The following is a 23,506-nucleotide window of genomic DNA, read 5'->3' as shown; positions in this document are numbered from 1 at the left end:
GCTGCGTCAGCAATTGACTGCCTGGGAGATAGGGAAGCGCTGATTGAGCACTTCGATCAGGCGTTCCTGATAGATAGGTTTGGGCAGGAAATCCACCACGTGTAATGGCAGCAGGCCAATTACATCGTTCATGTCGGCATGACCCGACATCACGATGACCGGCAAATCTGCGTAACAAGTGTTGGTTCGCAGGTTCTGGATCAGGCGCAGCCCGCTTTCTTCTGGCATGCGCAGGTCAGTGATGACCAGCGCGATATCCGGCCAAGTGGCCAGGCATTGCATCGCACTAGCGACATTATTGGCGCAGTGACAGTGGAAGCCTTCGCCCTCGAGCAACTCACCGAGTTCTTCGAGGGCGTCGGCTTCGTCATCAACAAGCAAAATGTGCTCTCGCATAGTCATTGTCATTGCACCGTGATAATGAATTAGCCACCGCTACCACCGCCTGAACCTGCACCGGTTCCAGTGGCACCCTGCAACGCAGTAGATATTGACGTAAATACCGTATTTATATCGGTGCCAACGGCAGTCGCACCAGTCACGATCACTACAGCGATCAACGCCGCAATTATCGAATATTCAATAGCCGACGCGCCTTCTTCGTTTTTCAAGAAGCGGCGAACTTTTTCGCGCAGGATAGTGAGAGTAAACATGGGTACTTCCTCTGTAGCCAGGGCAGGCAGGGACGCCTGTTATAGGGACTTGCAGGGAAAGTGTGAAATGACAATGGATCCTTCGCAAACTTACCTTGGTATTACATCCAAAGTATTAATCACAAGTGTTACTTCTAATGAATTCAAGGAGTAAGGCACAATTCTTCTACGTGCCAAAGTTGCGGCGGGGGATGTGGCATTTTATCTGCGACGAACGGCATGTTCTATCTTGATGTTCAATTCCGTTATAAGTTTCCTCAATAAAAATTTTTAAACCAGAATAATTATGTGCCGATACTAAAGGCGATGTTGCAGAGCGCCTGTGATTGATTGGCCATCGTCCATGGCGGTTGTACCGGATGCTTGCCGGAGTAGGGCAACAAGGAGCGTGCTGTCATGAATAGCCGATTGACGCTGGTGCTGGCGGGCGTGTTTCTCGTGGGCGCCGTGATCACCGGATATTGGGGAATTACCCTTAGCCGTCAGTCCGCGCCGGCTGCGCCTCCCGTTGCTCCTGCCGCGGCCCCGGTAGCAGCCGTGGGTACTCAATTGCAGGCTCAGGTCGACGAAAAGCAGCGTATCAACGTCGTGGTACTGGCCCGTGCGGTGCAGCCGCTGGTTGCCATCAGCCGCGACGATCTTGCCGTTGAGCGCATGCGCATCGCGCCACCGGGCAGTTTCGCCAGCCCAGAGCAAGTGCTCGGGCGCACCCTGTGGCGAGAGACGCCGGCCGGCACCGTGCTGAATCAAACCGCATTCGAAATGTCCGGGCCGCTGGCGAGGATGATTCGTCCCCATGAGCGCGCCCTTGCCGTGGCGGTGGATGAAGTAATTGGCGGCGGCGGGCATCTGAGCCCAGGCGACTATGTGGATGTGCTGCTCTACCTGCGCCAGGGTGAAGGCAATGCAGAGCAGACCGCTCAGGTAGTGATCCCGGCGTTACGCTTGCTAAGCGTGGGCTACAACCTCGGCATTACCAATGACGGCGAGGCTGCGCAGTCTCCGGCTGATGCCGACGAAGAGCGCCGCCGCCGGCGCAATGCGCCAACCACTGCCGTTCTGGCCGTTCCCGAAGTTTTGCTGACGCGCCTCATGCTGGCCACTCAGATTGGCAGCCTACGCCTTGCGGTGCGCAGTGTGGATGAAAAGCGGCTGGCCAGTTACTACGCTGGAGAAGAGCCCCGCGCGGATATCGCCGAGGCGCAGCGGCAGCTGTTCCAGTTCGAGGCGCTGGCATTGCGCGGCGCCGTGCCACGCAATCAGGTAGAGCCGGCGCCGACCACACCCGCGCCTGTGACGATTCCCGTGTATCGCGGCAATGACGCCACCCAGCAAAACCCCTGACCGGCAAGGATGCACTCGATGAACGATGGTCTGCGCATAGCGCATTTGCTGCTGAGCCTGGTGACGGTCGTTGGCGTTCTGCCTGGCGTGGCGTTCGCGTCCTGCGCTGGCTTGGAGCCGGTACCGGCGACGCTCGACGTGACCCAGGGCATGCAGCGCGAGCTGCGTTTCCCGGTACCCATCACCCGGCTGGCGATTGGTGACCCCGAGGTGGCGGACGTAAGCCTGAACAGCAAGGAGAGCTTCCTGCTGCTCGGCAAGCGGGGCGGCACCACGAGCCTGCTGGTGTGGACCGGTTGTGATCGCGAGCCGAGGCAGAGCCAGGTGCTGGTGCAGGGCGCGGCTACTGCGGCGGTCGCCGAGCCGGTGGTGCTGTTCGATCAGGACGTCGTGCCGAGCCAGGTGCAGACCGATATCCGCTTTGTCGAGGTCCGGCGTAGCAAGCTGCGTGAAGTGGGGGTACGTATCTTCGGCACCGCCTCGAATAACTTTCTGATTGGCGCACCCGGTACCGGACCGGCGACGGTACCTGTCGGCGGTGTCAGTGGTGCAGGCTCCGCTCCATTTCCGCTGTCCAGAGACGGCTTCAACATTCTTTGGGGCGGTGGCAGCAGCAAATTCCTGCTCGGCCTCGATGCGCTGGAAAACAGCGGCTTCGCCTATACCCTGGCGCAACCCAGCCTGGTGTCGCTGAGTGGCCAGAGCGCGAGCTTTCTGGCTGGCGGCGAGTTCCCGATCCCGGTGCCCAGCAGCGGCAGCGACTCGCTGTCGATCGAGTACAAGGAGTTCGGCGTGCGCCTCACCCTCACACCGACCGTGGTGGGGCGCAACCGCATCAGCCTGAAAGTGGCGCCCGAGGTCAGCGAGCTCGATTTCACCGCTGGTATCACCATCGCCGGTACCCAGGTGCCGGCGCTCAATGTGCGGCGTACCGATACCAGCGTGTCCCTGGCCGATGGCGAGAGTTTCGTGATCAGCGGGCTGATCTCCACCAACAGTTCCTCGGTTGTGGATAAGTTGCCGTTCCTTGGTGACGTGCCGGTGCTCGGTGCGTTCTTTCGCTCCTCGCGTATCGAGCGCGACGAGCGCGAGTTGCTGATGGTGGTTACCCCACGCCTGGTTCAGCCGCTGGCGGCCAATGCCCAACTGCCGGATCTGCCGGGCGAACAGTTTCGCAATTACGACCCAGGCGTGTTTCGCCAGCTGTTCCTCGAGAACGGCGATTTCCACCGAGCTGATGGCCTGTCGCGCTAGGGAGCGGTTATGGAGCAGATTTTCCTCGCACAGACGCGCCGCAAGCAGGACCTCGAATGGCTACAGGCCGCGCTGGCTGGCCAGGGGCAAGTGCTCAACGTCGGCGATACGCTCGATGAAGTGCTGGGCCTGATGGACATGACCGGCAGCTGCCTGGTGTTCGTCGGTCTCAGCCGTGAGGGGCAGACGGCCCAATGCGCTTTGATCGAGGCACTACTCGATATGCGCCCGATGGTCGTGGTGGTGGCGCTGGGCGACGGCCTCGACAACCAGCTGGTGCTCAACGCCATGCGTGCCGGCGCCCGTGATTTTATCGCCTATGGCTCGCGTAGCAGCGAGGTACTGGGCCTGGTGCGCCGGCTGACCCAGCGCCTGCCGCAATTGCCGCCTTCGCGTGCGCAGGGCGAACTGACCCTGCTATATGGCCTGCAGCCGGATGCCGATGCCGCCTTGCTGGCGGTCCACCTGGCCTTACAGATTCAGGCGCGTGGCCAGCGCACGCTGTATATCGACTTGGGCATTCCGCGCGGTGAAAGCCTGGAACTGTTCGGCATGGAATCCTCGTTCTGCTTTGGCGATGCGTTGCGGCATATCCGGCGCCTCGACTCGAACCTGATCGAAAGCGCGTTCGCCCGCCACCCGGATGGCCTGCGCGTGCTTCCGCATGGCCCGGATGACGATGCCCTGGAGCGCTTCAGCCTCGGCGAGCTGTTTCTGTTGCTGGGCAGCTTGCGCCAGCACTTTCAGCACGTACTGGTGAATCTCTGCGGGCAACCGGACTGCGATGGTTTGCGCTCCTTTGCCAACCACGCCCAGCGGCTGTTCTGGTGTATCGACCAGAGCGTGCCCAACTGTCGGCGCAACCTGGCATTGCTGGCGCTGTGGCGTGGCAAGGGCATAAAGCTCGACCATGCGCGTTTGATAGTCGACCGCTATCAGCCGTCGGTGGCGCCCGGCCTGCAGGAGTTGAGCAAGACCTTCGCGCTGCCGCTTGAGGCTGGCCTGCCGTTGAGCCCGGTCACCCGGCTCAAGGCCAAGAACCAGGGCGTACCGTTGTTCGAGTTCGCCCCGCGTGACGGGCTGACCCAGGGCTTGATGACACTGGCCAATGGGCTGTTCGAACCTCGCGATGGTGGGGCAGGGCCGCTGTGGCGACGTTTGCTGAGGATTAAATAATGCCCATAGGACCATTTGGTGGCAGTGGCACACGAGTCGGTGTTCACGATCTCAAGCCGGTGCTGCACCGCTACCTGATCGATGCGCTGGAGGAGAAAGGCGAGAACCTGCTGGAAGGCACCCGTAACTCGCTGGCGTTGTTCGTCTCCGAGCAGGTCAGTGAGTACGTCAGCCGCCGCCAGATCGCCATCTCCCGCTATGAGGTGGATCGCCTGGCCGAAGAATTGGTGGATGAACTCACCGGTTTCGGTCCGCTGGAAATCCTGCTCAAGGATGAAGGCGTCAGCGAAATTCTGGTCAACGGTCCGCACCGGGTGTTCGTCGAGCGCAACGGTGTACTGCAGCTTAGCGACCTGCGTTTTATCGATGATCAGCATGTGTTACGTGTGATCCAGCGCATTCTCGCCCCGGTTGGGCGGCGCCTTGACGAGTCGTCACCGATGGTCGATGCGCGCATGCCTGACGGCAGCCGTATCAACGCAATCATTCCGCCGGTTGCGCTGGACGGCCCGTGCATCTCGGTGCGCAAGTTTCGCAAGGACATGCTGCGCAGTGCCGACCTGTTGGCCAGCAACTCGCTGGACCAAGCCATTCTCAGTTGCCTGGAACTGATGGTCAGGCGCCGCTGCAACATCATGGTCAGTGGCGGCACCGGCACCGGCAAAACCACGCTGCTGAACATGCTCAGCCAGATGATCGACCCGCGCGAGCGCATCGTCACCATCGAAGACACCGCCGAACTGGAGCTGCTCCACGACCACGTGGTGCGCCTGGAAACCCGGCCGCCTAACGCCGAGGGCTTTGGCCAGATCGCCGCCCGTGAACTGGTGCGCAACGCCCTGCGTATGCGCCCGGACCGCATCGTGCTTGGCGAAATTCGCGGCGCTGAGGTGCTCGACGTACTGACCGCCATGAACACTGGTCACGACGGCTCGATGAGCACTGTACACGCCAATAACGCCCAGGATGCCTTGCTGCGCCTGGAAACCCTGGTCGGTTTCTCCGGTGCAAAAGTGGGCGAGCGCACCTTGCGCCAGACCATCTGCGCAGCGTTGGACGTGGTGATTCAACTGACCCGCTTGCCCGACGGTCGTCGCTGCATCAGCGAGGTGGTCGAGGTGCTTGGCTTGCGCGAGGACCAGTACGTCACCAACACCCTGTTCCGTCTCGATCGCTCGGGCAGCGGCACCTTTTGCCGCGACGCACCGAACCCGGCGGGGCACAAGTTGCGCCGTGATTAAGCTCGCTGCCGCAGGGGAGGTAGGGCCGCAATGAACGCGTCGATGCTGCTGTGGGGGATCTGCCTGACGCTACTGGCGACGGGTCTGCTGATGCTGCGCAGGAGCCGTGAGCAGGCGGCCTCGGAGCAGGTGATCCAGCGCCTGCTCGCGGACCAGCCGGAGCCGCTGCAGGCGTCATCCATCAGCCACCTGGACAAGCTGCTCCTGCGTGCCGGCTTCAGCAAGCCGCGTCAGGGGCTCGGCCTTTGGCTGTTCATCTGGTTGCTCGGCGCGGTGCTGGGGTTGATCGTCGGCCACTGGCTGGGTCTGTTGATCATGCTGTTGGGGCCATTGCTGGTTGGCCGCGTGTTCATCGCGCTGCGTTATCGCCGCCGAGTGCTGCGCATGATCGAACAGCTGCCGGTGTTTCTCGATCAGGTGATTCGCAGCCTCAAGTCCGGCCGTGCGCTGGGCGACGCCCTGATGCTGGCCATGGAAACGGCGCCACAACCGTTGCGTGGCGCCTTGGCACGCACGCAGCGCAATGTGCAACGCGGGATGGCATTGGGCGATGCGTTGCAGGACTTCGCCGACCTTTACGAGCGCGATGAATTCCAGGTGCTGGCCCTGGGCGTGCGCGTCAATCAGCGTTATGGCGGCAACAGTAGCGAACTGCTGAACAACCTGATCAGGCTGATTCGCGAACGCGAACACAGCGCCCGAAAACTGCGCGCGCTGACTGGCGAAACCCGCATCAGCGCATACGTGATGGGCGGGCTGCCATTGGCGCTGGCGTGCTACATCTTCATGACCAATCCGCAGTTCATGCTGGGCATGTGGCACGAATCATCAGGCCGCATGGTGCTATTGCTGGCGTTCGTCCTGCAGGCGGTCGGCAGTCTGGCGCTCTGGCGCATGCTGAGGAGCCTGTAATGAGCTCGTTTCTGCTGCTCAGTGCCTTACTTCAGCTGCTGCTGGCGCTGCTGTTCGTGTACCTGGCCTATTGCGATCTGCGCGCGCGCCGCCAGTTCAGCCAGCGCATGGGCACCTTGTCCCGGGTCTCGGGTGGCGGCGTGATGCGCGGCATCGGCGGCAGCTCCCTGGGCCGCCGCACCCTGAGCATGGATCAGGAAACCCAACAGCTGCTCAATCGGCTGGGCTGGCGCAAGCGCAGCCAGCAATCGATGTTTTCGTTCATACAACTGGGTACACCAGTCGTACTGCTGCTGATCGTCATCGTCGTCCAGCTGTTGATGAGCCGCCCGCCGCAGCCCGCGTGGCTGGCGCCGGTTTTTGCCCTCGGCATTGGTTACCTGTTGCCCAAGCGCTGGCTGGCCTGGGCGGCGAAAAGTCGTCAGGAAGCATTGGCCGAAGAGGTGACGACATTCATCCCGCTGCTACGCATCCTCTTCGACGTCGGCATGACCGTCGAGCAGGGCTTGAGGGTGCTGGCCAAGGAGGCCGAAGGCATCCTGCCCAACCTGAGCGCAGAGCTGCGCCAAGTGTTGACGCGGGTGGACGCGGGGCTCGAATTGGGCCGCGAATTACGTGACATGGCGGCCCTTCTGGAAGTCTATGAGGTGACCGATTGCGTGGTGATCCTCGAACAGCTTATCGTCCAGGGCGGCGGTGCCATGGCCTCGTTGCTGCGGCTCAAGGAATTGATCGACGACCGGCACCATACGGCGCTCGAAGAAAGGGTATCCAAACTGTCCGGCAAGATGTCCGTCATCATGATGGTGTTCCTGTTTCCGGCGTTGTTGATCGTATTGGCGGGGCCCGGATTTATTGCGATTGTCGGAGCTCTGGGGGAGATGAGATGAAGCGTGTAGTGACCGTAGTGGGCGTGATGGGATTGTTGGCGGGCTGCGCGAACGGCCCGGCGCAGTCGCCCTGGTTGACGAGCAAGGCCCAGGCGACGCCGATGGCCTGCGCGCCGTTGTCTCAGGATCAGGAACTGGCATTGAACCTCGCGCACAAAACCGCGGAGGAAGGTCGCCTGCACGCAGCGTTGGCCAATCTAGAGCGGCTGCCGGCCAACCTGCCGCAAGCGCGTTTATCCAAAGCACGCATTCTGCGTTCGCTGAATCGCCCGGAAGCCGGCGAGCTGTACTCCAGCCTGACTGGTACCTGCCTCAAGGCCCAAGGCGAACAGGGCCTCGGCCAACTGGCCAGCGCGGCAGGACGTTACCCCGAGGCACTGGAACACCTGCGCCTGGCGGCCAGCCTAGACCCTACCAGCGCGCCGATCCGCAACGATCTGGGCGTGGTGTACATGAACCTGGGGCGTCTGGATGAAGCCCGCTTTGAACTGCTGACCGCCTTGGAACTCAATGAAACCGAACAGCAGCCCGCGCTGAACCTGCTGACCCTGCTGATTTATCAGGGCATGCGCCCGCAGGCCAACGCCCTGGCCGAGCGCATGGGCTTTTCGGCTGCTCAGCTGCGCGCTGCTGAAGAGCGTGCCCAGGCGATGCGCAGCAAGAGCGCCAGCCAGCCAGTATCGCCAGCTGCCGTTGCACCTGTCATGCAGCAGACTCCTGTAGTTCGTGTGATTCCTGCCACGCCTGCGGCCGAACCGCGTGTGGTGCCAGCTGATCAACCTGTTGCTACGCCGACAAAATCCGCGCTGCTCAGCAAGCCGGTGGTTCCGGCGGTACAGCCAAGCGTCGCTGCGGCGCCTCCCTCCGTGCCAGCACCACGGCTTTCCAATTTCCGGCCGACGCCTGTGGTTCCGTTGTCGCTTGCCAGTGCTGCAGCCAAGCCGGCGTTCGCTGAGCAAGTGGCCGCCGTCCAGCCTGCCAAAACCCCAGCCGTGCCCGCCCCGGTCGTTCGCGCGCCTGTTGCGCCGGTGGCCGAGAGCAGATCGGTTGTGGCGAGTGCTCCAGCACCTGCCACCGTGGCTGCAAAGCCTGCGCCCGCAGCGGTTGCAGTCGCACCTGCTCCAGCCAAGCGTGAGGTGGCTGCAGCACCTCAGGTCATCACGGCACCGGCAGCTCCGGTCGTTCGTGCGCCTGTTGCCGCCCCGGCACCTGTCGTTGCAAGTGCTCCAGTGGCACCTGCCGCTGCACCCGCAGCTGCGGTTCAACAACCTGCACGAGCCGGTATTGAAATGCGCGCGGGTCGTTTGATCGTGCCGGACGATGGTGGCTTCGTGCGTGTCGAGCCGGTGGGGACTGAATCTGTCAGCGTGAACTGAAACCCGGCCAGCTCTGGCTGCCAGGAGGAAAGCACCATGAAAGGATTGATCGTAACTTGTGCGTTGCTGGCAGCTCTGCCGACGCTCTGCATGGCGGCAGACGAAGGTGGCGGACGTGGGCTGGTGGCCGACGAGGTGCAGAGCCAGACGGCTCATTGGCTGCGCCTGCAGCGCGAAGGTCAGCTGGCGTCGCCTCACCCTCAGGTCGCTACGCCGGCTGAGCGCGAGCTGGCCATGCAGCGCTGGCTCGACAGCCACAAGCATCCAATCCCGCAGTTCTTCGAACAGGAGGCAGGCGGAGAACTCGGCGAGTGAGAATGTTGGCCGTAAAGAGTCAGGCGGAAGTTGTACAGCCAGTGCTGCTTTAACAAGGTTGCAATAATAGGCTAGCGAAACGCTGTTTTCTGCTTACAAACTTTACCCGTGGGATGGATAAGAGAGCGCTAACTGCGTGCGGTTATGTACGCGTGTCAGTCTCAATATCTGGGAAACATAAAGTTTGACGGTATTTTCCGTAATACCCAGTTCGCAGGATATTTGATAGTTGGTCATTCCTTTGGCGATAAGTTGAGCGACTGCCAATTGCCTTCTTGACAGTTTGTCGAACGGCTCGGGAATGCCATCTGCCGATGTGCTCATCTGCGCAACGTTCTTGACTGGCATGGTGGGTATCAGCTCGCTGTGCATTTCATGCAGCGAAGCGGCGAGATCCTGAATCTGCTGGCGAATCTGCTGTTCCCTGATCTTCTGCTCGACGCGCTCATGCAGTCGCTTAATACCGGCTAGCAGCTCCTGCAGATTGACGGGCTTTTGGTAATAGTCGCTTACCCCGGCACGCAGAGCGAGGACGACATCTTGCTTGTCCGTGCTGCCCGTGAAAATTGCCGTTTCATAAAGCCGCCCTGGCCGCGCCAGCCTGGCCAGCTCGCCCACCAATTGCACGCCGGTAAGCCCTGGCATGTGCATATCGCTGAGCACAAGGGCGATGCGCTCATCCTCTTGGAATGCATGCAACGCTTCCTGCGTGTTATGACATGCGGTCACGTCATAACCCTGTTGATCGAGAAACTCCGCGAGCTCCTCGACAATGATCGGTTCGTCGTCAACGATCATTATTCGCAAGGTGTTAATGCGATCCATGCGAAGCATCTGCCTGTTGGGAAATAGGTACCAAATCGGAGAATAGTCATCGCCTAAGTTGGTGTCAAAAGTGAGGGCTTGTAAAAGTTTCGCAGCCAGCGATGTATAACTTTAGTGTTATAGGAGAAGTTCCAGCCGTTGGTTATTCTCGGGGCAGTGCGCGCCAGTTATCTACAGCCAGATACCCGTGAGTGCAAAGCCTGCGAATAGGAACGGCGCATAGGGCGCTTTATGGGTGGTCGCTGCTCTCAGTGCTACCCACTTTTCAGGAAGTGCCAGGCGAATGCTTGGCTTGACGCGAACCAGCACCAACCAGCTGACCTGTACCAAGGCCGCACCGATCACACTGAACAACACATGGCTGGCATCGCTGGCAGCGCCAAGTGCCAGCAGCATCTTCACATCGGCGGCGCCCATTTGCCGGGTCAGGTAACCGGGCAGTGAGAGTAGGCACGCCACGCCCATGGCGATGGCGGCAGCCGGTGGCGGGGCACCGGTAAGGCTGCTGCCTGAGGCTAGCAGAAACAGAAGCGCCGCGCCCAGGCCGCCGAGGGTCAGCAGGTTGCTTATCTTGCGTTGTTGGGCGTCTTGCAGCGCACAGGCACCCAGCCAGCCGAGCAGTACGAAGTAGGACATAGCGACAACGGGTATCCAGGGAAGAGGGTGGAGTTTGCCGATTTACTTCGACGGCGCTTCATCCGTCTGCGGCGCTAATCATGGTAGGTGGGCCGGACAATGCAAGTCTTCAAGGATTGGTTCAAACGCGGCGACGACACTCACTCGCCGCTCGATGCAGGCTTACTGTCGCCGGCCCCGGTATCCATATCAGCCAATAGCCCGTGCCTGAACCTGTCCATTGATGCCCTGGGGCGCGTTTTCGAAGTCTCCGGCAGCCTCTCTGATCGCCTGCCGATCGCCGTTTCTCAGGTGTTGCCGCTGGAGCAACTGCTGCATGGCCAGAGTCGGTATCTGGTCACCGACCTGGCGGCCTTCGTGCAGCAGATGCTCGACCTGTCGTTCGTTACTCGCGATGGCGGCATCCTGCACACCAGGGGCTGGTTGAAGGCGGAGATACAGGGTTGGTCGCTGCAGGCCTTCGAGGTTGGCGACTTCCTCGCCAGGCTGCATGCCTGCGAGCAGCGCCTGCAGGTGTTCTCGCAAATCAGCGTGGTAGCGCAGAGCGTGCGCGGCACCGAGCGCGTCGAACTGCCCCGACACATCCATGACTGGCTGGGCGCGATGGCCCAGCCGCTGCGTTTGGCCTGTGCCGCACTGGCGTTACCGGATGCTCAGCGCGGCGGTTGGCAGGTCGTCGGCCATTACCGTGATGCGCTGACCCCGGTTTTCTGGGATGACGGTCAGCATCTGCCGCGGGAGCTGCAGCACTATGCCGGTGACCAGCCGGTGCAATGGCTACGCGGTGATGCCGGCGCTGCCGAATGGCACGCCGCGGACTCGGTATGGCTGGTGCCCTATGCCGACCATCAGGGCATCCGCGCCTGGCTGCTGTGCTCGCCATACATCGCGCACCAGAGCATGCCGGAACTCAATACCCGCGATTGGCTGGACCTCTTCGCCCACGTCGCCGCGCCCTTGCTGCAACGGCTCGACGAGCAGACGCGACGGGTGCACGGCGAACGTGTGGATATTCTGCAGAACCTGCTGGGTACTGGCTGGTGGGAATATGTGCCGCGTAGCGGTGCCTTCCTGCTGGCGCCTTGCCTGATGCAGCGCTTCGCTTTCGCGCAGGGCTCGGCGGTTACCTTGGCCGACTGGCTGGAGCTGCTCAGCCCGGCGGATCGCGACGAGTTTCGCATTCGCCTGGGGGACGCCGAGCTGAGCGGTCGTGCGTTCGAGCAGGTGGTGCGCCTGCGTGATGCCGACAACGCCTTGTGCTGGTTTCGCATTCACACGCGCGTGCTCAATGCCAACGGCCAGCGCCGTATCGTCGGCGCCGTGCTGGACATCAACGACATGAAGCTCAAGGAGGTCGAAGCCGACGCCGCGACCGCCCGCCTGAAGAGTCTGGTCGCCAGCGCGCCGGCATTGATCTACGTGCATCGCTATGACGACGGGGTGTTCGTGCCGGTGTTCTGTAGCGATAGCAGCAGTGCGCTGCTGGGCTGGACGCTGGAGGATTTCGTACAGCGCGGCATGGCCGATTTCATCCATCCCGATGATCGAGACATTTACTTCAGCCACACCCGCGCCTTGCTTAGTCAGGGTGCTGCCAGTTGCCGCTACCGGCTGATCGACCGCGAAGGGCGCTATCACTGGTTGCAGGACGAGGCCAAGTTGCTGCGCGACGAGCGTGGCATCCCGATCGAAGCGGTCGGCCTGTGCCTTGACGTGACCGACGCTGCCCTAGCTGCCGAGCGCGTGCGTGAAAGTGAGGAGCGCTATCGCATCCTCGTCGAGGATTCTCCAGCGATCATCTGCCGCTATCGGCCTGATCTCACCCTGGTCTACGCCAACCGTCCGTTGGCTCAGTATCTGGGCATTCGCCAGGAGAGTCTGCCGGGCACCAGCCTGGCGACCTATCTGTCGGCGCAGGAGCTTACCCAGTTTCGCGAGCGGCATCGCCGGCTGACGCCCGAAGAGCCGGTCGGCACGGCGCTTGTGCGTATGGATTTGCCGGGCCGTGAGCACATCTGGTGGGTGCTGTCCGAGCGTGGCGTGTTCGATGAGCGCGGCAAGCTGCTCGAAGTACAGGCCGTCGGCCGCGATGACACCGAACTGCAGAAGGCCCGGCAGATGCTCAACCAGAGCGCCAAGATGGCGGTGCTGGGCGAGATGGCCACGGGGCTTGCACACGAGATCAACCAGCCGCTCAACGTCATGCGCATCGCCCTGACCAACACCCTCAAGGGCGTGGAAAATGGTTCGGCCAACACCGAGTACCTGAAGAACAAGCTGGGGCGTATCGAGCAGCAGATCACCCGTGCGGCGAAGATCATCAATCACATGCGCATTTTCGGGCGGCGCTCCGAGGTCGAAGACGACCTGTTCAGCCCGGACGATGCCATCGAGGGCGCCGTGACCCTGATCCGCGAGGGCGAACTGGTCCGTGACATCGACCTGACCCTGCAGCTGTGCGGCACGCCCCAGGTGCGCGGGCATGCCGACCAGCTCGAGCAGGTGATCATCAACCTCTTGGTCAACGCCAAGGACGCGCTGCTCAGCGCACGGGACAAGCATCCCGAACTGGAGCCCAGTATCCTGCTGCGCAGTGACTGCGAGGGCGACAAGGTGATCGTGCACGTTCAGGACAATGCCGGTGGCATCGATCCGCTGCTGCTGGATCGGGTGTTCGACCCGTTCTTCACCACCAAGCCAGTGGGCAAGGGTACCGGGCTAGGGCTGTCCGTAAGCTATGGCTTGGTCAATCAGATGGGTGGGAAGCTGAGCGTGAGCAACCAGGATGGCGGGGCCTGTTTCCGCATCGAACTGCCGGTGGTCGCCGGTTGATATGAGCAAATGGCTCGATACGCTGCACGCCTATTGCGCGGCTGTGCTGCAGGGTGACCAGCAGCTGATCATACGGCTGCGTGAGGCCGGCTTCGATTGCCATGAAGGTAAGTGGAGTTTTCACCTGCCTGCGCTCTATGTCTGGTTATTCGGCGAGCATGGCGCTCTCGATTACTCGACCTTTCTCAAGCAGCTGTACACCAGCGACCTCAACGAGCGCCTCGCCCGCCAGGGAGCGCAAATCGCCATCGCCGACAACCGCGGCAAGGTCAGCGAGAGTCTGTATCGTCTGCAGCGCCTGCCCTGAACAGGTGACGATGGCTCTCGTGGTAGAGCGCCGAGTCGGCGAAATCCTCCGCCCCCAGCACATGACCGACCAGAATCAGCGCAGTACGTTTGAAGTCCTTGGCGCTGACCTTCGCTTCGATATCGGCCAGCGTGCCGAGCACCCAATCCTGATCAGGCCAGCTGGCGCGGTGTACCACCGCGATCGGGCAGGTGGCACCGTAGTGCGGTAGCAGCTCAGTGACGATCTTTTCCAGGTGCTGCACGCCCAGGTGAATGGCCATGGTCGCGCCGTGGCGCGCGAGATCGTGGAGTTCTTCGCCTGCCGGCATCGGCGACTTGCTGGCGTAGCGGGTGAGGATCACCGTTTGCGACACATCCGGCAGGGTCAGCTCGCTTTCCAGCAGCGCCGCGCAGGCGGCCGTTGCGGTGACGCCTGGGATGATCTCGAACGGGATGCCCAGCGCGCGCAGGTGACGAATCTGCTCGCCGATGGCGCCATACAGCGACGGGTCGCCGGAATGCACCCGTGCCACATCGTCGCCACGCTCGTGAGCGGCGCGCAGCAGGGCGACTATTTCATCCAGATGCAGCTCGGCGGTATTGACCACCTGATGTGCCTGATGGCCGTCGAGCACTGCTTCCGGCACCAGCGAGCCGGCGTAGAGAATCACCGGGCAGCTGCGGATCAGGCGCTGACCCTTGACGGTAATCAGCTCGGGGTCGCCAGGGCCGGCGCCGATGAAATAGACGGTCATGGGATTCCTGAATACGGGTGGCAGGCGCGTTGCCTTGTACCGATTGATAAACGCCCCGGTGGATCGATAAAGCGCAGACTACTCGTCCCGATCCACCCTACGGGTCGATTCGAGCGACGGCCACCGTGGCAACGGCGCTCCTGCGCTTGGTTATCCACAGGCGTGCAGTTTGGCCGCTCAGCTGTTCGACCATCGCCAGGGCGCTGGCTTCGGCGACGCTCGGGCTGCCAGTGGCATGCAGGGCGACTGCCGAGATTTCGGTCAGGCGCGCATGGTAACCCGCCAATACCTCGGCGGGCAGGAAGTGGATCGGCAGATTCAGGTGTGCGGCCAACTGTTGCAGCCCCGACTCATCCGCCTTGTGTTCGCTGCTGGCCAGGGCCGCCAGCTCGGCCGTGCTCGTACCGTGCTCTATCAGCGTGCTGTCGAGTAGGTCCAGCAAATCATCGAGCGAGCAATCGCGCCGGCAACCCAGGCCGGCGACGAGAGTTAGCCGCTCACTCACTGCGGCTGGCGCCCACGGCCGTGGAACCAGGCGGCGGCCAGGCCCAGAGCAGCCCAGAACGCGGCGTTGGTGAGCAGCGAGGCGAGGATGAACTGATGCTCCAGCGCTTCGGGCGCCAGGCTTTCGTGCACCTCCGGCTGCGGCGCGCCGATCAGGTGAGGCAGGGCGAGAATTACCAAACCCAGGATACGCAGCATCCAGTTGCTGCCGAACGCCAGCAATGCCAGGCCTGCTGCGGTCGATGCCGCCGCGCCGATCCACCAGTATTGGCGCAGCAGCAGTTCTGCCGCAGCGGTACCTGGCAGCTCCGGCGGCAAGCCGCTGGACGGCGCCAGCACGAAGGTGGCGAAACCGGCCAGGCCCCAGAGCAGGCCCTGCCAGGTTTTCTCGGGTGCACGCAGGGTGAACAGGCCGGCCAGCATCAGTGCAAAGCCGACGGCTACTACGAGGTTGCTCAGGCCTGTGGATAACAGGCGCTGCCAGCCGTCTTGCGGGGCCCAGGCTTCGCCGTCGTGGCTGTGGCCACCTGCGGCGTCATGGTCGTGAGCGGCGCTGGCGGTGTCATGGCTGTGTTCCATGGCGGCTGCAGGCTCTGCGACTTCGAACGTCTCCGCATGCAGAATCAGCGGGGTTACCCACAGGCTCTGCAGCAAGGTCAGCACGATGGCGGCGACCAGGCCGGCGAAACCGGCGGTCTGGGCGATGCGTTTGATCATTCTGGCGTCCTCAGTGGCACGGGAACGCGGCGCTATGCCGGGTATCGTGAGCGGCGTTGTGCAGGGCTTCGACGTGGGAGAAACCGGCGAAGAAGATCAGCACGGCGCCTAGTACGCAGCTGCCAACGGCGAGCAGGATACGTTGCGACAGGGGAAGCGCAGAGGCGGTGGAATTGGACAGGACGCTGCTGGACATGATCGTAGACCTCAAAGGTAAACGGCACAGCAGGACACGGCGAGACTGCCCGCACAGGCGGACGATAGTCGGCGCGTGCCCGCCCACCGCGGGTTGCCAAACAGAGGATTCAGGCCGGTCTCCGGGCTCACGATGATCACCTTGCAGTGATAAGGATCGGCCTTCCCATGCTTGTGCACAGTGGCCAAAACGATCCTGGCATTCGCTTACCGTTGCGGGGGCAGCGCCGGACTCGAACCGGCTTCCCGTTTCACCTCACGCACGGCGGCGTAAGGCACCTGAAACAACCGCGCAAGAACATCATGAAGTGACAGATGCGTCAATATGTTACGGGTCGGCTGATGATTGACCAGGCGCCGGGCTCTGCGTAGCCTTGCCTGCTTTCGAGGTTCTCCATTCACGTGGAGCTAAGAGGGAACACGGCAAGCCGTGGCTGCCCCCGCAACTGTAAGCAGCGAGTGCGTCGCCAATCGCCACTGGGAGACCGGGAAGGCCGGCCGCGCGCCAAGACCTGCCAGCCAGGAGACCTGCCTCGATAACGCTTTCGACAACCGGGCGGGGTGATCCGGTGATGCCTTCGCGTGAGCCCTGCTCGTGCCTGCCATCCTATCGCCCGCTCGCCGTTTCTGCAGACGCCAGGGGCCTCCATGAAAACGCTCGCCAAACTTCCCGTCACCATCGTCACCGGCTTTCTCGGTGCTGGTAAAACCACCTTGCTGCGCCACATGCTGGAAAATGCCGAGGGCCGGCGCATCGCGGTGATCGTCAACGAATTCGGCGAGCTGGGTATCGACGGCGAGATCCTCAAGCAGTGCTCCATCGGTTGCACCGAGGAAGAAGCCAATGGCCGGGTGTTCGAACTGGCCAACGGCTGCCTGTGCTGCACCGTGCAGGAAGAGTTTTTCCCGGTGATGCGCGAGCTGGTGGAGCGCCGTGGCGACCTCGACCATATCCTCATCGAGACCAGCGGCCTGGCCCTGCCCAAACCACTAGTGCAGGCCTTCAACTGGCCGGAAATCCGCAATGCCTGCACCGTCGATGCGGTGATCACCGTGGTCGACAGCCCGGCCGTGGCAGCCGGCACCTTCGCCGCATTTCCCGATCAGGTCGACGCCCAGCGCAAGCTCGACCCCAACCTCGACCATGAGTCGCCGCTGCATGAACTGTTCGCTGACCAGTTGGCCAGCGCCGACCTGGTGATCCTCAACAAGGCCGACCTGCTCGATGCCGAGGCGCTGGCAGCGGTGCGCGCCGAAGTGGCCGAGGAGCTGCCGCCGGCGGTCAAGGTGGTCGAGGCCCATGGCGGCTCGCTGCCGCTGAATGTGCTGCTGGGGCTGAACAGCGAGACCGAGCTGCATATCGAAGGCCGCAAGACTCACCACGACAACGAAGATGAAGACCACGATCACGACGAATTCGACTCGTTCCACGTGGAACTACCGGAAGCAGACGAGGCTCGCCTGTTGAACGCCCTGAAGGATGTGGTCGGCAAACACGGCATTTTGCGCGTGAAAGGCTTCGTCGCCGTGCCGAACAAGCCCATGCGTTTGCTGCTGCAGGGCGTTGGCCAGCGCTTCGACAAGCACTTCGACCGCGCTTGGAAGCCTGATGAAGCGCGGGTGACCCGCCTGATCGTGATCGGCCAGGAGTTGGATCACAGCGCCATCGCCGCCGAGCTGAAAGCGGCGCTGGCGTAACCGGCGCCCATCATGCACCTGCTGCGTACCCAGCCCGGTCAGTCGCTACCGGCCGACAGCATCGCCGACCTTGGCCAGACCCCTGCCGAGCTGGTGGTGCTGTGCACCGGTGATTCGCATCTGTCGCTGCTGGCCGAAGTCGCCCGCCATCTCCCCGAGGACTATCCCAGCCTGCGCCTGGCCAGCCCGGCGCAGTTGGGCAACAACGCCTCGGTGGACTTCTACGTCGAGCAGGTGCTCAGGCACGCCAAGGTCATCATGATTTCCGTGCATGGCGGCGTCAGCTACTGGCGCTACGGCATCGAGCGGCTGGCGGAGCTGGCCGGGCAGGGCAAGACGCTGATTCTGGTGCCGGGTTGTGATAACCCTGACCCGGAGCTCACTGCCTTGGGCAACGTGACCGCCGAAGATGCCGAGCGGCTCTGGCAGTACCTGCGCCAGGGCGGTGTGGATAACGCCCGACAGTTCTTCAACTGCATCGCCAATCGCTATCTCGACCGGGACTATGCCTGGCAGCCGCCGCACGCGCTGCCGCGGGTTGGCCTTTATCACCCGCGTATCGGCAATGCTTCGCTGCGGGACTGGCAAGCCGACTGGCAGGCGGATGCGCCGGTCGCGGCATTGCTGTTCTATCGCACCCATGTACAGGCGGCCAACACCGCGTTCGTCGACACCTTCTGTCAGCGCCTGCAGGCCCAGGGCCTCAACCCGCTGCCCATTGCGGTGGCCAGCCTCAAGGAAGCGGCCTGCATGGCCCAGGTCGAGGCCTGGCTCGACGAAGTGGGCGCCAGCGTGATCATCAACACCACCGGTTTCGCCCAGTCCAACCCGGAGTCGCCCCAGGCGCGACCCTTCCGCCGTGACGTGCCGGTGCTGCAGGCGCTCTGCGCGCTGGACAGCGAAGAACAATGGCAGGGTAACGCCCAGGGTCTTGGTCCACGCGACCTGGCCATGCATATCGCGTTGCCGGAACTGGATGGCCGGCTGATCACCCGGCCGATCAGCTTCAAGGGCCTGGCCTTTCGCAGCGAGCGCAGCCAGAGTGATGTGGTGTGCTACCGCGCGCATCTGCCGGGCATGGATTTCGTCGCCGAACTGGCGCGTCGTCAGGCCGACCTGCAGCGCCTGCCGGCTGTGGATAAACGCGTTGCCCTGGTGCTCGCCAACTACCCGACCCGCGACGGCCGTATCGGCAATGGCGTCGGCCTGGATACGCCCGCGGCGGCGCTGAATATCCTCCAGGCCTTGCAGCAGCAGGGGTATCCGGTCGATGCGCTGCCGGATAGCGGCACTGCGCTGATCCAAGAGTTGCTCGGTGGTGTGACCAACGATCTCGACAACCTCGACCTAAGGCCTTGTGCGCAGAGCCTGGCGCTGGACGACTACCAGCGCTTCTTCGCCGCCCTGCCCGAGGCCAATCGCCAGGCAGTGCTGGAGCGCTGGGGCTCGCCCGAGAACGACCCGATGTTCCGCGCAGGCCGGCTGATGATTGCCGGCCTGCGCTTTGGCCTGACCTTTGTCGGCATCCAGCCGGCCCGGGGTTATCAGGTCGACGCGGCGGCGGTCTACCACGATCCGGACCTAGTGCCGCCGCACGGCTACCTGGCCTTCTATTTCTGGATGCGCCACGTCTACGCGGCCAACGCGGTGATCCACGTCGGCAAGCACGGCAACCTGGAGTGGCTGCCGGGCAAGAGCGTGGGACTGTCGGAACGCTGCTGGCCAACGGCGATTCTCGGCGCGCTGCCGAACATCTACCCGTTCATCGTCAATGACCCCGGCGAAGGCGCCCAGGCCAAGCGCCGCACTCAGGCAGTGATCATCGACCACCTGATGCCGCCGCTGACCCGCGCCGAAAGCTACGGCCCGCTGCGCGATCTGGAGCGCCTGGCCGACGAGTATTACGACGCCAGCCAGCTCGACCTGCGCCGCGCCGCCGAGCTGCGTGGCGAGATCCTGCAGAAGGTGCGCGAGGCCAGCCTGGATCGTGAGCTGGGCCTGCAGCTCAATGACGACCCCGCCAGCTGGTTGCCGCAGCTGGACGCCTACCTGTGCGACCTCAAGGAATCGCAGATCCGTGATGGCCTGCATGTGTTCGGCGAGTCGCCGGCCGGGCAGTTGCGCCGCGACACGCTGCTGGCGCTGCTGCGCATTCCACGTGGCGACGGGCTGGGCGGCAATGCCAGCCTGCTGCGCGCCTTGGCCAGCGACCTGGCACTCGACTTCGATCCACTCGATTGCGATATGGCGGCGCCGTGGATCGGCCCGCGTCCTGACGTCCTGGCTGGCCTGAGCGACGAGCCTTGGCGCAGTTTTGGTGACACACGCGAGCGTCTGGAGCTGCTGGGCTTGCAGCTGATCGAAGGTGGCGAATCATTCGGCCCGGTCAGCGCGACTGTGCTGCACAGCCTGCGCAGCCATATGGCACCGCTGCTGGACGCTTGCGGCGATGCCGAGATGCACGGCCTGCTCGATGCCCTCGATGGCCGCTTCGTGCCCTCCGGCCCGAGTGGTGCGCCGAGCCGTGGGCGCCTCGATGTCCTGCCGACCGGGCGTAACTTCTATTCCGTGGACGTGCGCAACCTGCCCACGCCCACTGCCTGGCGCCTTGGCGTGCAGGCCGCCGACCGCCTGCTCGAACGCCACCTGCAGGACGAAGGCGATCACCTGCGCCAGCTCGGCCTGTCGGTGTGGGGCACCGCGACCATGCGCACCGGCGGTGACGATATCGCCCAGGCCATGGCGCTGCTGGGCGTGCGCCCGGTTTGGCAGGCCGGTAGCGGGCGGGTCGAGCGCTTCGAAGTGCTGCCGCTGGAGCAGCTCGGTCGCCCGCGGGTCGACGTGACCCTGCGGGTGTCCGGGTTCTTCCGCGATGCCTTCGCCAACCTGATCCGCCTGTTCGACGACGCCGTGCAGGCGGTCGCCGATCTGGACGAGGCGCCGGACATGAACCCGCTATCCGCCCGGGTCTGGCAGGAAGCCCTGGCGCTGCAGGATGGCGGGCTGGACGAATACGAAGCACGGCGCCAGGCCGGCTGGCGGATCTTTGGCTCCAAGCCCGGCGCCTATGGCGCCGGCGTGCAGAACGCCATCGAGGAACGCCTGTGGGAAAACCGTGCGGATCTTGCCGAGGTGTACCTGAACTGGGGTGGCTACGCCTACGGCAAGGGCGCGGAGGGCGCGCCGGCCCGCGAGCAGTTCGCCGAACGCCTGGAGAAGATGCAAGCGGTGCTGCACAACCAGGACAATCGCGAGCACGACATCCTCGATTCCAACGACTACTACCAGTTCCAGGGCGGCATGCTGGCGGCGGTGGAAACCCTGCGCGGTGGCAAGGTGGCCAGCTACTTTGGCGACAACAGCCAGCCCGACACCCCGCGCATCCGCACCCTCAAGCAGGAGCTGGGGCGCGTGGTGCGCGCCCGCGCGGCCAACCCCAAGTGGATCGAGGGCATGAAGCGCCACGGCTACAAGGGCGCCTTCGAACTGGCCGCGACCATCGACTACCTGTTCGCCTTCGACGCCACCAGCGAGCTGGTCGATGACCACCAGTACGCCCTGCTCACCGACGCCTACCTGATGGATCGCGATACCCGCGACTTTATCCAGCAGCACAACCCCGGCGCCCTGCAGGACATCATCGAACGCCTGCTCGAAGCCCAGCAACGCGGCCTGTGGCAGGAGCCGGGCGACTACCGCGAAGCCTTGGAAAACCTGCTGCTCGATAGCGAGGAAAGCTGACGTATGATCGGCCGCTTGGGTGGCGGCCGATCAAGGAGTCCAACATGGATGTAGTACGAAAGATCTTGGCCTGGTGCCAACGACCTATTACTCGAAAAGATCGTCTTTTTGCAGCGGTGGTGGGGGCAATCGGTGGGATCTGGATTGGAGTGATTATCTGTGTGGTGCTTGCGATAGAGCCGATAGAACTCCATGTGCTAGGACTCTGGGCGCTTTCCGGCTCAAGCATTTGCGCACTGCTCGGCGCCTTCTTCCCCCGCCTGGCCAGCGTACTTTTGTTCCCGCTCACATTGCTTGGATTCAGCCTGTAGCCCGTAGGATGGGTGAAACCCATCGGCAATTGATGGGTTTCACCCATCCTACGGGTTACCCAAACCCTTGGTGTTGCCCTCAGCCTGACCCAGGTTTACCCTGGCCGCTCATTCCCCTGCGGAGTTTCGTCCAATGCGCCAGTAATGCCGTCGTGCTCGCACGACCTGTGATCGTCCGCCGTGGCCTTGTGCCGCGCGTTTTCACGGCATTGCCTGGAGTCATCCATGACGAACTCGTCTTTTATCGCGCTCAAGCGCGTGTCCTTTCATTTTCCCAATGGCCAGCCGCTGTTCGATGAGCTGAGCGAAACCTTCGATGCCCGGCATACCGGCCTGGTGGGGCGCAACGGCGCCGGCAAGAGCGTGCTCGGCCGTCTGCTCGCCGGGCGTTTGCAGCCGAGCGCAGGGCGGATCACGGGGCCCCGCGCAGGTCGCCTATCTGTCTCAGGATATCGAGGTGGCCGATGCAGCGCGGGTGGTCGACCTGATGGGTTTTGCCGCGCCTTTCGATGCGCTGGGTCGCGTCTCTGCAGGCAGCATGGAGGATGACGATGTCGAGACGCTCGAAGGCCGTTGGGATATCGCCGAGCGTCTGCACGCGGCGTTGCACGACGAGGGCCTTGGTCACCTCTGCCTGCAAACCCCGGCCGCCCTGCTCAGCGGCGGCGAGCGTACGCGGGTGGCGTTGCTTGGTATGTTTCTCAGCGGTGCCGATCTGCTGATTCTCGATGAGCCCAGCAACCACCTGGATCAGGCCAGCCGTCAGCGTCTTTACGAGCGCTTGCGGCAGTGGCCTGGTGGCCTGGTGGTGATCAGCCATGATCGTCAACTGCTTGAAGGGATGCAGCGTATCGTCGAATTATCGCCAGGCGGGCTGCGCGCATACGGCGGCAATTACAGCGTCTATCGCGACGCTCTGTTAGGTGAGCAGCAAGCCGCCCAGCATGCGTTGCAGCACGCCCGTACCGAACGCAAACGGGGTGAGCGGGAGTTGCAGGCGCAGCAACAACGCCAGCAGCGACGCGCCGCCAGCGGAGCGCGTGGCGCACGGGACAGCAACCAGGCGCCTATCCTCATGGGCCGGCAGAAGAGCCGTAGCGAGAACAGCGCCGGACGTTTGCAGCAGCGCCTGCAGGAGGCCCGTAACGGGCTCGATGGCGCGGTGCGCGAAGCCGCCGCGCAGGTCGATGAGCACCTCGGGATCGAGCTGCATGGCAGTGCTGCAACGCTGCCCGAGGGCAAGCGGGTATTGAGCCTGCGCGCTGTGCAGGCGCCGTTCTCCGCGCTCAGTCTGCCGGATATCGACCTGTTCGGGCCGCGCCGGCTGGCGATCACCGGGCCCAACGGTTGTGGCAAGTCGAGCCTGCTTGCGATGCTCGCCGGGCGGTTGGCCGCCGTTGCCGGCGAGTATCGGGTCGAGGTGCCGCTGGCCTATCTGGATCAGCAACTGTCCTGCCTGCCAGCGGCGCAAAGCGCGCTCGAGCACTTGCGGCGCTGCAATCACGGATTGCCCGAAGCGCTGGCCCGCACTCGGCTGATGCACCTGGGGCTGGATGCTCATCGGGCGTTGCTGCCCTGTGCACGGCTCAGCGGTGGTGAACGCCTGAAGCTGGCCCTTGCCGGGGTGATCGACAGTGAGCCGGCCGCGTCCCTGTTGCTGCTCGACGAGCCCGACAACCATATCGATCTCGACTCGCTGTTGGCCGTCGAAGCCATGCTGCGCGACTACCGCGGGGCGCTGATTGTGGTGTCTCACGACGCCGTGTTTATCGAGGCATTGGCGATCACCGATCGTTTGCAGTGCACGGCGCAGGGTTGGCAGTACCAGCGGCTTTTGTAGCCC

The 23,506-nt window shown here is 63.2% G+C and carries 21 protein-coding genes, 1 pseudogene and 2 riboswitches; of the genes and pseudogenes, 14 read left to right on the top strand and 8 right to left on the bottom strand.

Features of this window, described 5'->3' with window-relative positions:
• Window positions 1–6: 6 nt before the first annotated feature.
• Window positions 7–396: a response regulator gene (locus tag BUC40_RS06060; protein ID WP_083593336.1), complete on the bottom strand. Its 390-nt coding sequence runs from the start codon at window positions 394–396 to the stop codon at window positions 7–9.
• A gap of 29 nt (window positions 397–425) precedes the next feature.
• Entirely contained in the window at window positions 426–653 is a 228-nt protein-coding gene (locus tag BUC40_RS06055; RefSeq protein ID WP_208605746.1) for a Flp family type IVb pilin, read from the bottom strand.
• Window positions 654–1,049: 396 nt separating this feature from the next.
• Here BUC40_RS06055 and cpaB point away from each other — a divergent pair, with 396 nt between their 5' ends.
• The 8 genes from cpaB to BUC40_RS06015 are packed head-to-tail and all read left to right on the top strand — an operon-like array spanning window position 1,050 to window position 9,161.
• Window positions 1,050–1,997: a Flp pilus assembly protein CpaB gene (gene cpaB / locus BUC40_RS06050; RefSeq protein ID WP_073263568.1), complete on the top strand. Its 948-nt coding sequence runs from the start codon at window positions 1,050–1,052 to the stop codon at window positions 1,995–1,997.
• A gap of 18 nt (window positions 1,998–2,015) precedes the next feature.
• Window positions 2,016–3,251 (top strand): type II and III secretion system protein family protein, encoded by a 1,236-nt coding sequence (locus tag BUC40_RS06045; protein ID WP_073263566.1) that lies wholly within the window; start codon window positions 2,016–2,018, stop codon window positions 3,249–3,251.
• A gap of 9 nt (window positions 3,252–3,260) precedes the next feature.
• Window positions 3,261–4,427, top strand: coding sequence for a CpaE/TadZ family protein (locus BUC40_RS06040; protein WP_073263564.1), 1,167 nt, complete (start codon window positions 3,261–3,263; stop codon window positions 4,425–4,427).
• The gene (locus tag BUC40_RS06035) at window positions 4,427–5,668 is read left to right on the top strand and encodes a TadA family conjugal transfer-associated ATPase (protein ID WP_073263562.1); all 1,242 of its coding nucleotides are present in this window, start codon (window positions 4,427–4,429) and stop codon (window positions 5,666–5,668) included. Before BUC40_RS06040 ends, BUC40_RS06035 begins: the two co-directional genes overlap by 1 nt.
• 30 nt (window positions 5,669–5,698) lie before the next feature.
• Window positions 5,699–6,580 (top strand): type II secretion system F family protein, encoded by an 882-nt coding sequence (locus BUC40_RS06030; RefSeq protein ID WP_073263560.1) that lies wholly within the window; start codon window positions 5,699–5,701, stop codon window positions 6,578–6,580.
• Window positions 6,580–7,470: a type II secretion system F family protein gene (locus tag BUC40_RS06025; protein WP_073263558.1), complete on the top strand. Its 891-nt coding sequence runs from the start codon at window positions 6,580–6,582 to the stop codon at window positions 7,468–7,470. The genes BUC40_RS06030 and BUC40_RS06025 overlap by 1 nt, the downstream gene beginning before the upstream one ends.
• Window positions 7,467–8,846 carry a tetratricopeptide repeat protein gene (locus tag BUC40_RS23000; protein WP_073263556.1) on the top strand — a complete coding sequence of 460 codons (1,380 nt, stop codon included), beginning with the start codon at window positions 7,467–7,469 and terminating at the stop codon, window positions 8,844–8,846. The genes BUC40_RS06025 and BUC40_RS23000 overlap by 4 nt, the downstream gene beginning before the upstream one ends.
• A 36-nt stretch (window positions 8,847–8,882) precedes the next feature.
• Window positions 8,883–9,161: a DUF3613 domain-containing protein gene (locus tag BUC40_RS06015; RefSeq protein ID WP_073263554.1), complete on the top strand. Its 279-nt coding sequence runs from the start codon at window positions 8,883–8,885 to the stop codon at window positions 9,159–9,161.
• Between the two features lie 102 nt (window positions 9,162–9,263).
• On the opposite strand, the gene BUC40_RS06010 is transcribed toward BUC40_RS06015, so the two are convergent.
• Entirely contained in the window at window positions 9,264–9,986 is a 723-nt protein-coding gene (locus BUC40_RS06010; protein ID WP_073263551.1) for a response regulator transcription factor, read from the bottom strand.
• Between the two features lie 171 nt (window positions 9,987–10,157).
• On the bottom strand, window positions 10,158–10,622 hold the full coding sequence (locus BUC40_RS06005) for a prepilin peptidase (RefSeq protein ID WP_073263549.1): 465 nt from the start codon (window positions 10,620–10,622) through the stop codon (window positions 10,158–10,160).
• 99 nt (window positions 10,623–10,721) lie between these two features.
• Between BUC40_RS06005 and BUC40_RS06000 the strand changes: the two genes are divergently transcribed.
• Complete coding sequence (locus BUC40_RS06000; protein ID WP_083593334.1) at window positions 10,722–13,454, top strand: PAS domain-containing sensor histidine kinase; 2,733 nt, start codon at window positions 10,722–10,724, stop codon at window positions 13,452–13,454.
• A 1-nt stretch (window position 13,455) separates the two neighbouring features.
• Window positions 13,456–13,761: a hypothetical protein gene (locus tag BUC40_RS05995; RefSeq protein WP_073263547.1), complete on the top strand. Its 306-nt coding sequence runs from the start codon at window positions 13,456–13,458 to the stop codon at window positions 13,759–13,761.
• Here the strand turns inward: BUC40_RS05995 and cobM are convergent.
• The 4 genes from cobM to BUC40_RS05975 all read right to left on the bottom strand — a co-directional run bounded on the left by cobM (window position 13,724) and on the right by BUC40_RS05975 (window position 15,914).
• The gene (gene cobM, locus BUC40_RS05990; protein WP_073263545.1) at window positions 13,724–14,497 is read right to left on the bottom strand and encodes a precorrin-4 C(11)-methyltransferase; all 774 of its coding nucleotides are present in this window, start codon (window positions 14,495–14,497) and stop codon (window positions 13,724–13,726) included. The two genes, BUC40_RS05995 and cobM, sit on opposite strands and share 38 nt — an antisense overlap.
• Window positions 14,498–14,594: 97 nt before the next feature.
• Window positions 14,595–15,002: a cobalamin biosynthesis protein gene (locus BUC40_RS05985; protein ID WP_073263543.1), complete on the bottom strand. Its 408-nt coding sequence runs from the start codon at window positions 15,000–15,002 to the stop codon at window positions 14,595–14,597.
• Window positions 14,999–15,718 (bottom strand): CbtA family protein, encoded by a 720-nt coding sequence (locus BUC40_RS05980; RefSeq protein ID WP_073263541.1) that lies wholly within the window; start codon window positions 15,716–15,718, stop codon window positions 14,999–15,001. The genes BUC40_RS05985 and BUC40_RS05980 overlap by 4 nt, the downstream gene beginning before the upstream one ends.
• A 10-nt stretch (window positions 15,719–15,728) precedes the next feature.
• Entirely contained in the window at window positions 15,729–15,914 is a 186-nt protein-coding gene (locus BUC40_RS05975; RefSeq protein WP_073263539.1) for a CbtB domain-containing protein, read from the bottom strand.
• Window positions 15,915–16,009: 95 nt separating this feature from the next.
• Window positions 16,010–16,211: riboswitch (cobalamin riboswitch) on the bottom strand.
• A 72-nt stretch (window positions 16,212–16,283) separates the two neighbouring features.
• Window positions 16,284–16,463: riboswitch (cobalamin riboswitch) on the top strand.
• A 98-nt stretch (window positions 16,464–16,561) separates the two neighbouring features.
• Here BUC40_RS05975 and cobW point away from each other — a divergent pair.
• From cobW to BUC40_RS05955, 4 genes and pseudogenes are all read left to right on the top strand, one after another.
• Complete coding sequence (gene cobW / locus BUC40_RS05970) at window positions 16,562–17,611, top strand: cobalamin biosynthesis protein CobW (protein ID WP_073263537.1); 1,050 nt, start codon at window positions 16,562–16,564, stop codon at window positions 17,609–17,611.
• Window positions 17,612–17,623: 12 nt separating this feature from the next.
• Window positions 17,624–21,352, top strand: coding sequence for a cobaltochelatase subunit CobN (gene cobN / locus BUC40_RS05965; RefSeq protein ID WP_073263535.1), 3,729 nt, complete (start codon window positions 17,624–17,626; stop codon window positions 21,350–21,352).
• Window positions 21,353–21,396: 44 nt separating this feature from the next.
• Window positions 21,397–21,663 (top strand): hypothetical protein, encoded by a 267-nt coding sequence (locus tag BUC40_RS05960; RefSeq protein WP_073263533.1) that lies wholly within the window; start codon window positions 21,397–21,399, stop codon window positions 21,661–21,663.
• A gap of 225 nt (window positions 21,664–21,888) precedes the next feature.
• Window positions 21,889–23,503: pseudogene (locus tag BUC40_RS05955) on the top strand (ATP-binding cassette domain-containing protein).
• Window positions 23,504–23,506 lie beyond the last annotated feature (3 nt).

Source organism: Phytopseudomonas punonensis, assembly GCF_900142655.1.
GTDB classification, from domain to species: Bacteria; Pseudomonadota; Gammaproteobacteria; order Pseudomonadales; family Pseudomonadaceae; genus Aquipseudomonas; species Aquipseudomonas punonensis.
Note: the sequence above shows the minus strand (reverse complement) of the source record. Positions and strands in the feature narration are given on the sequence as shown.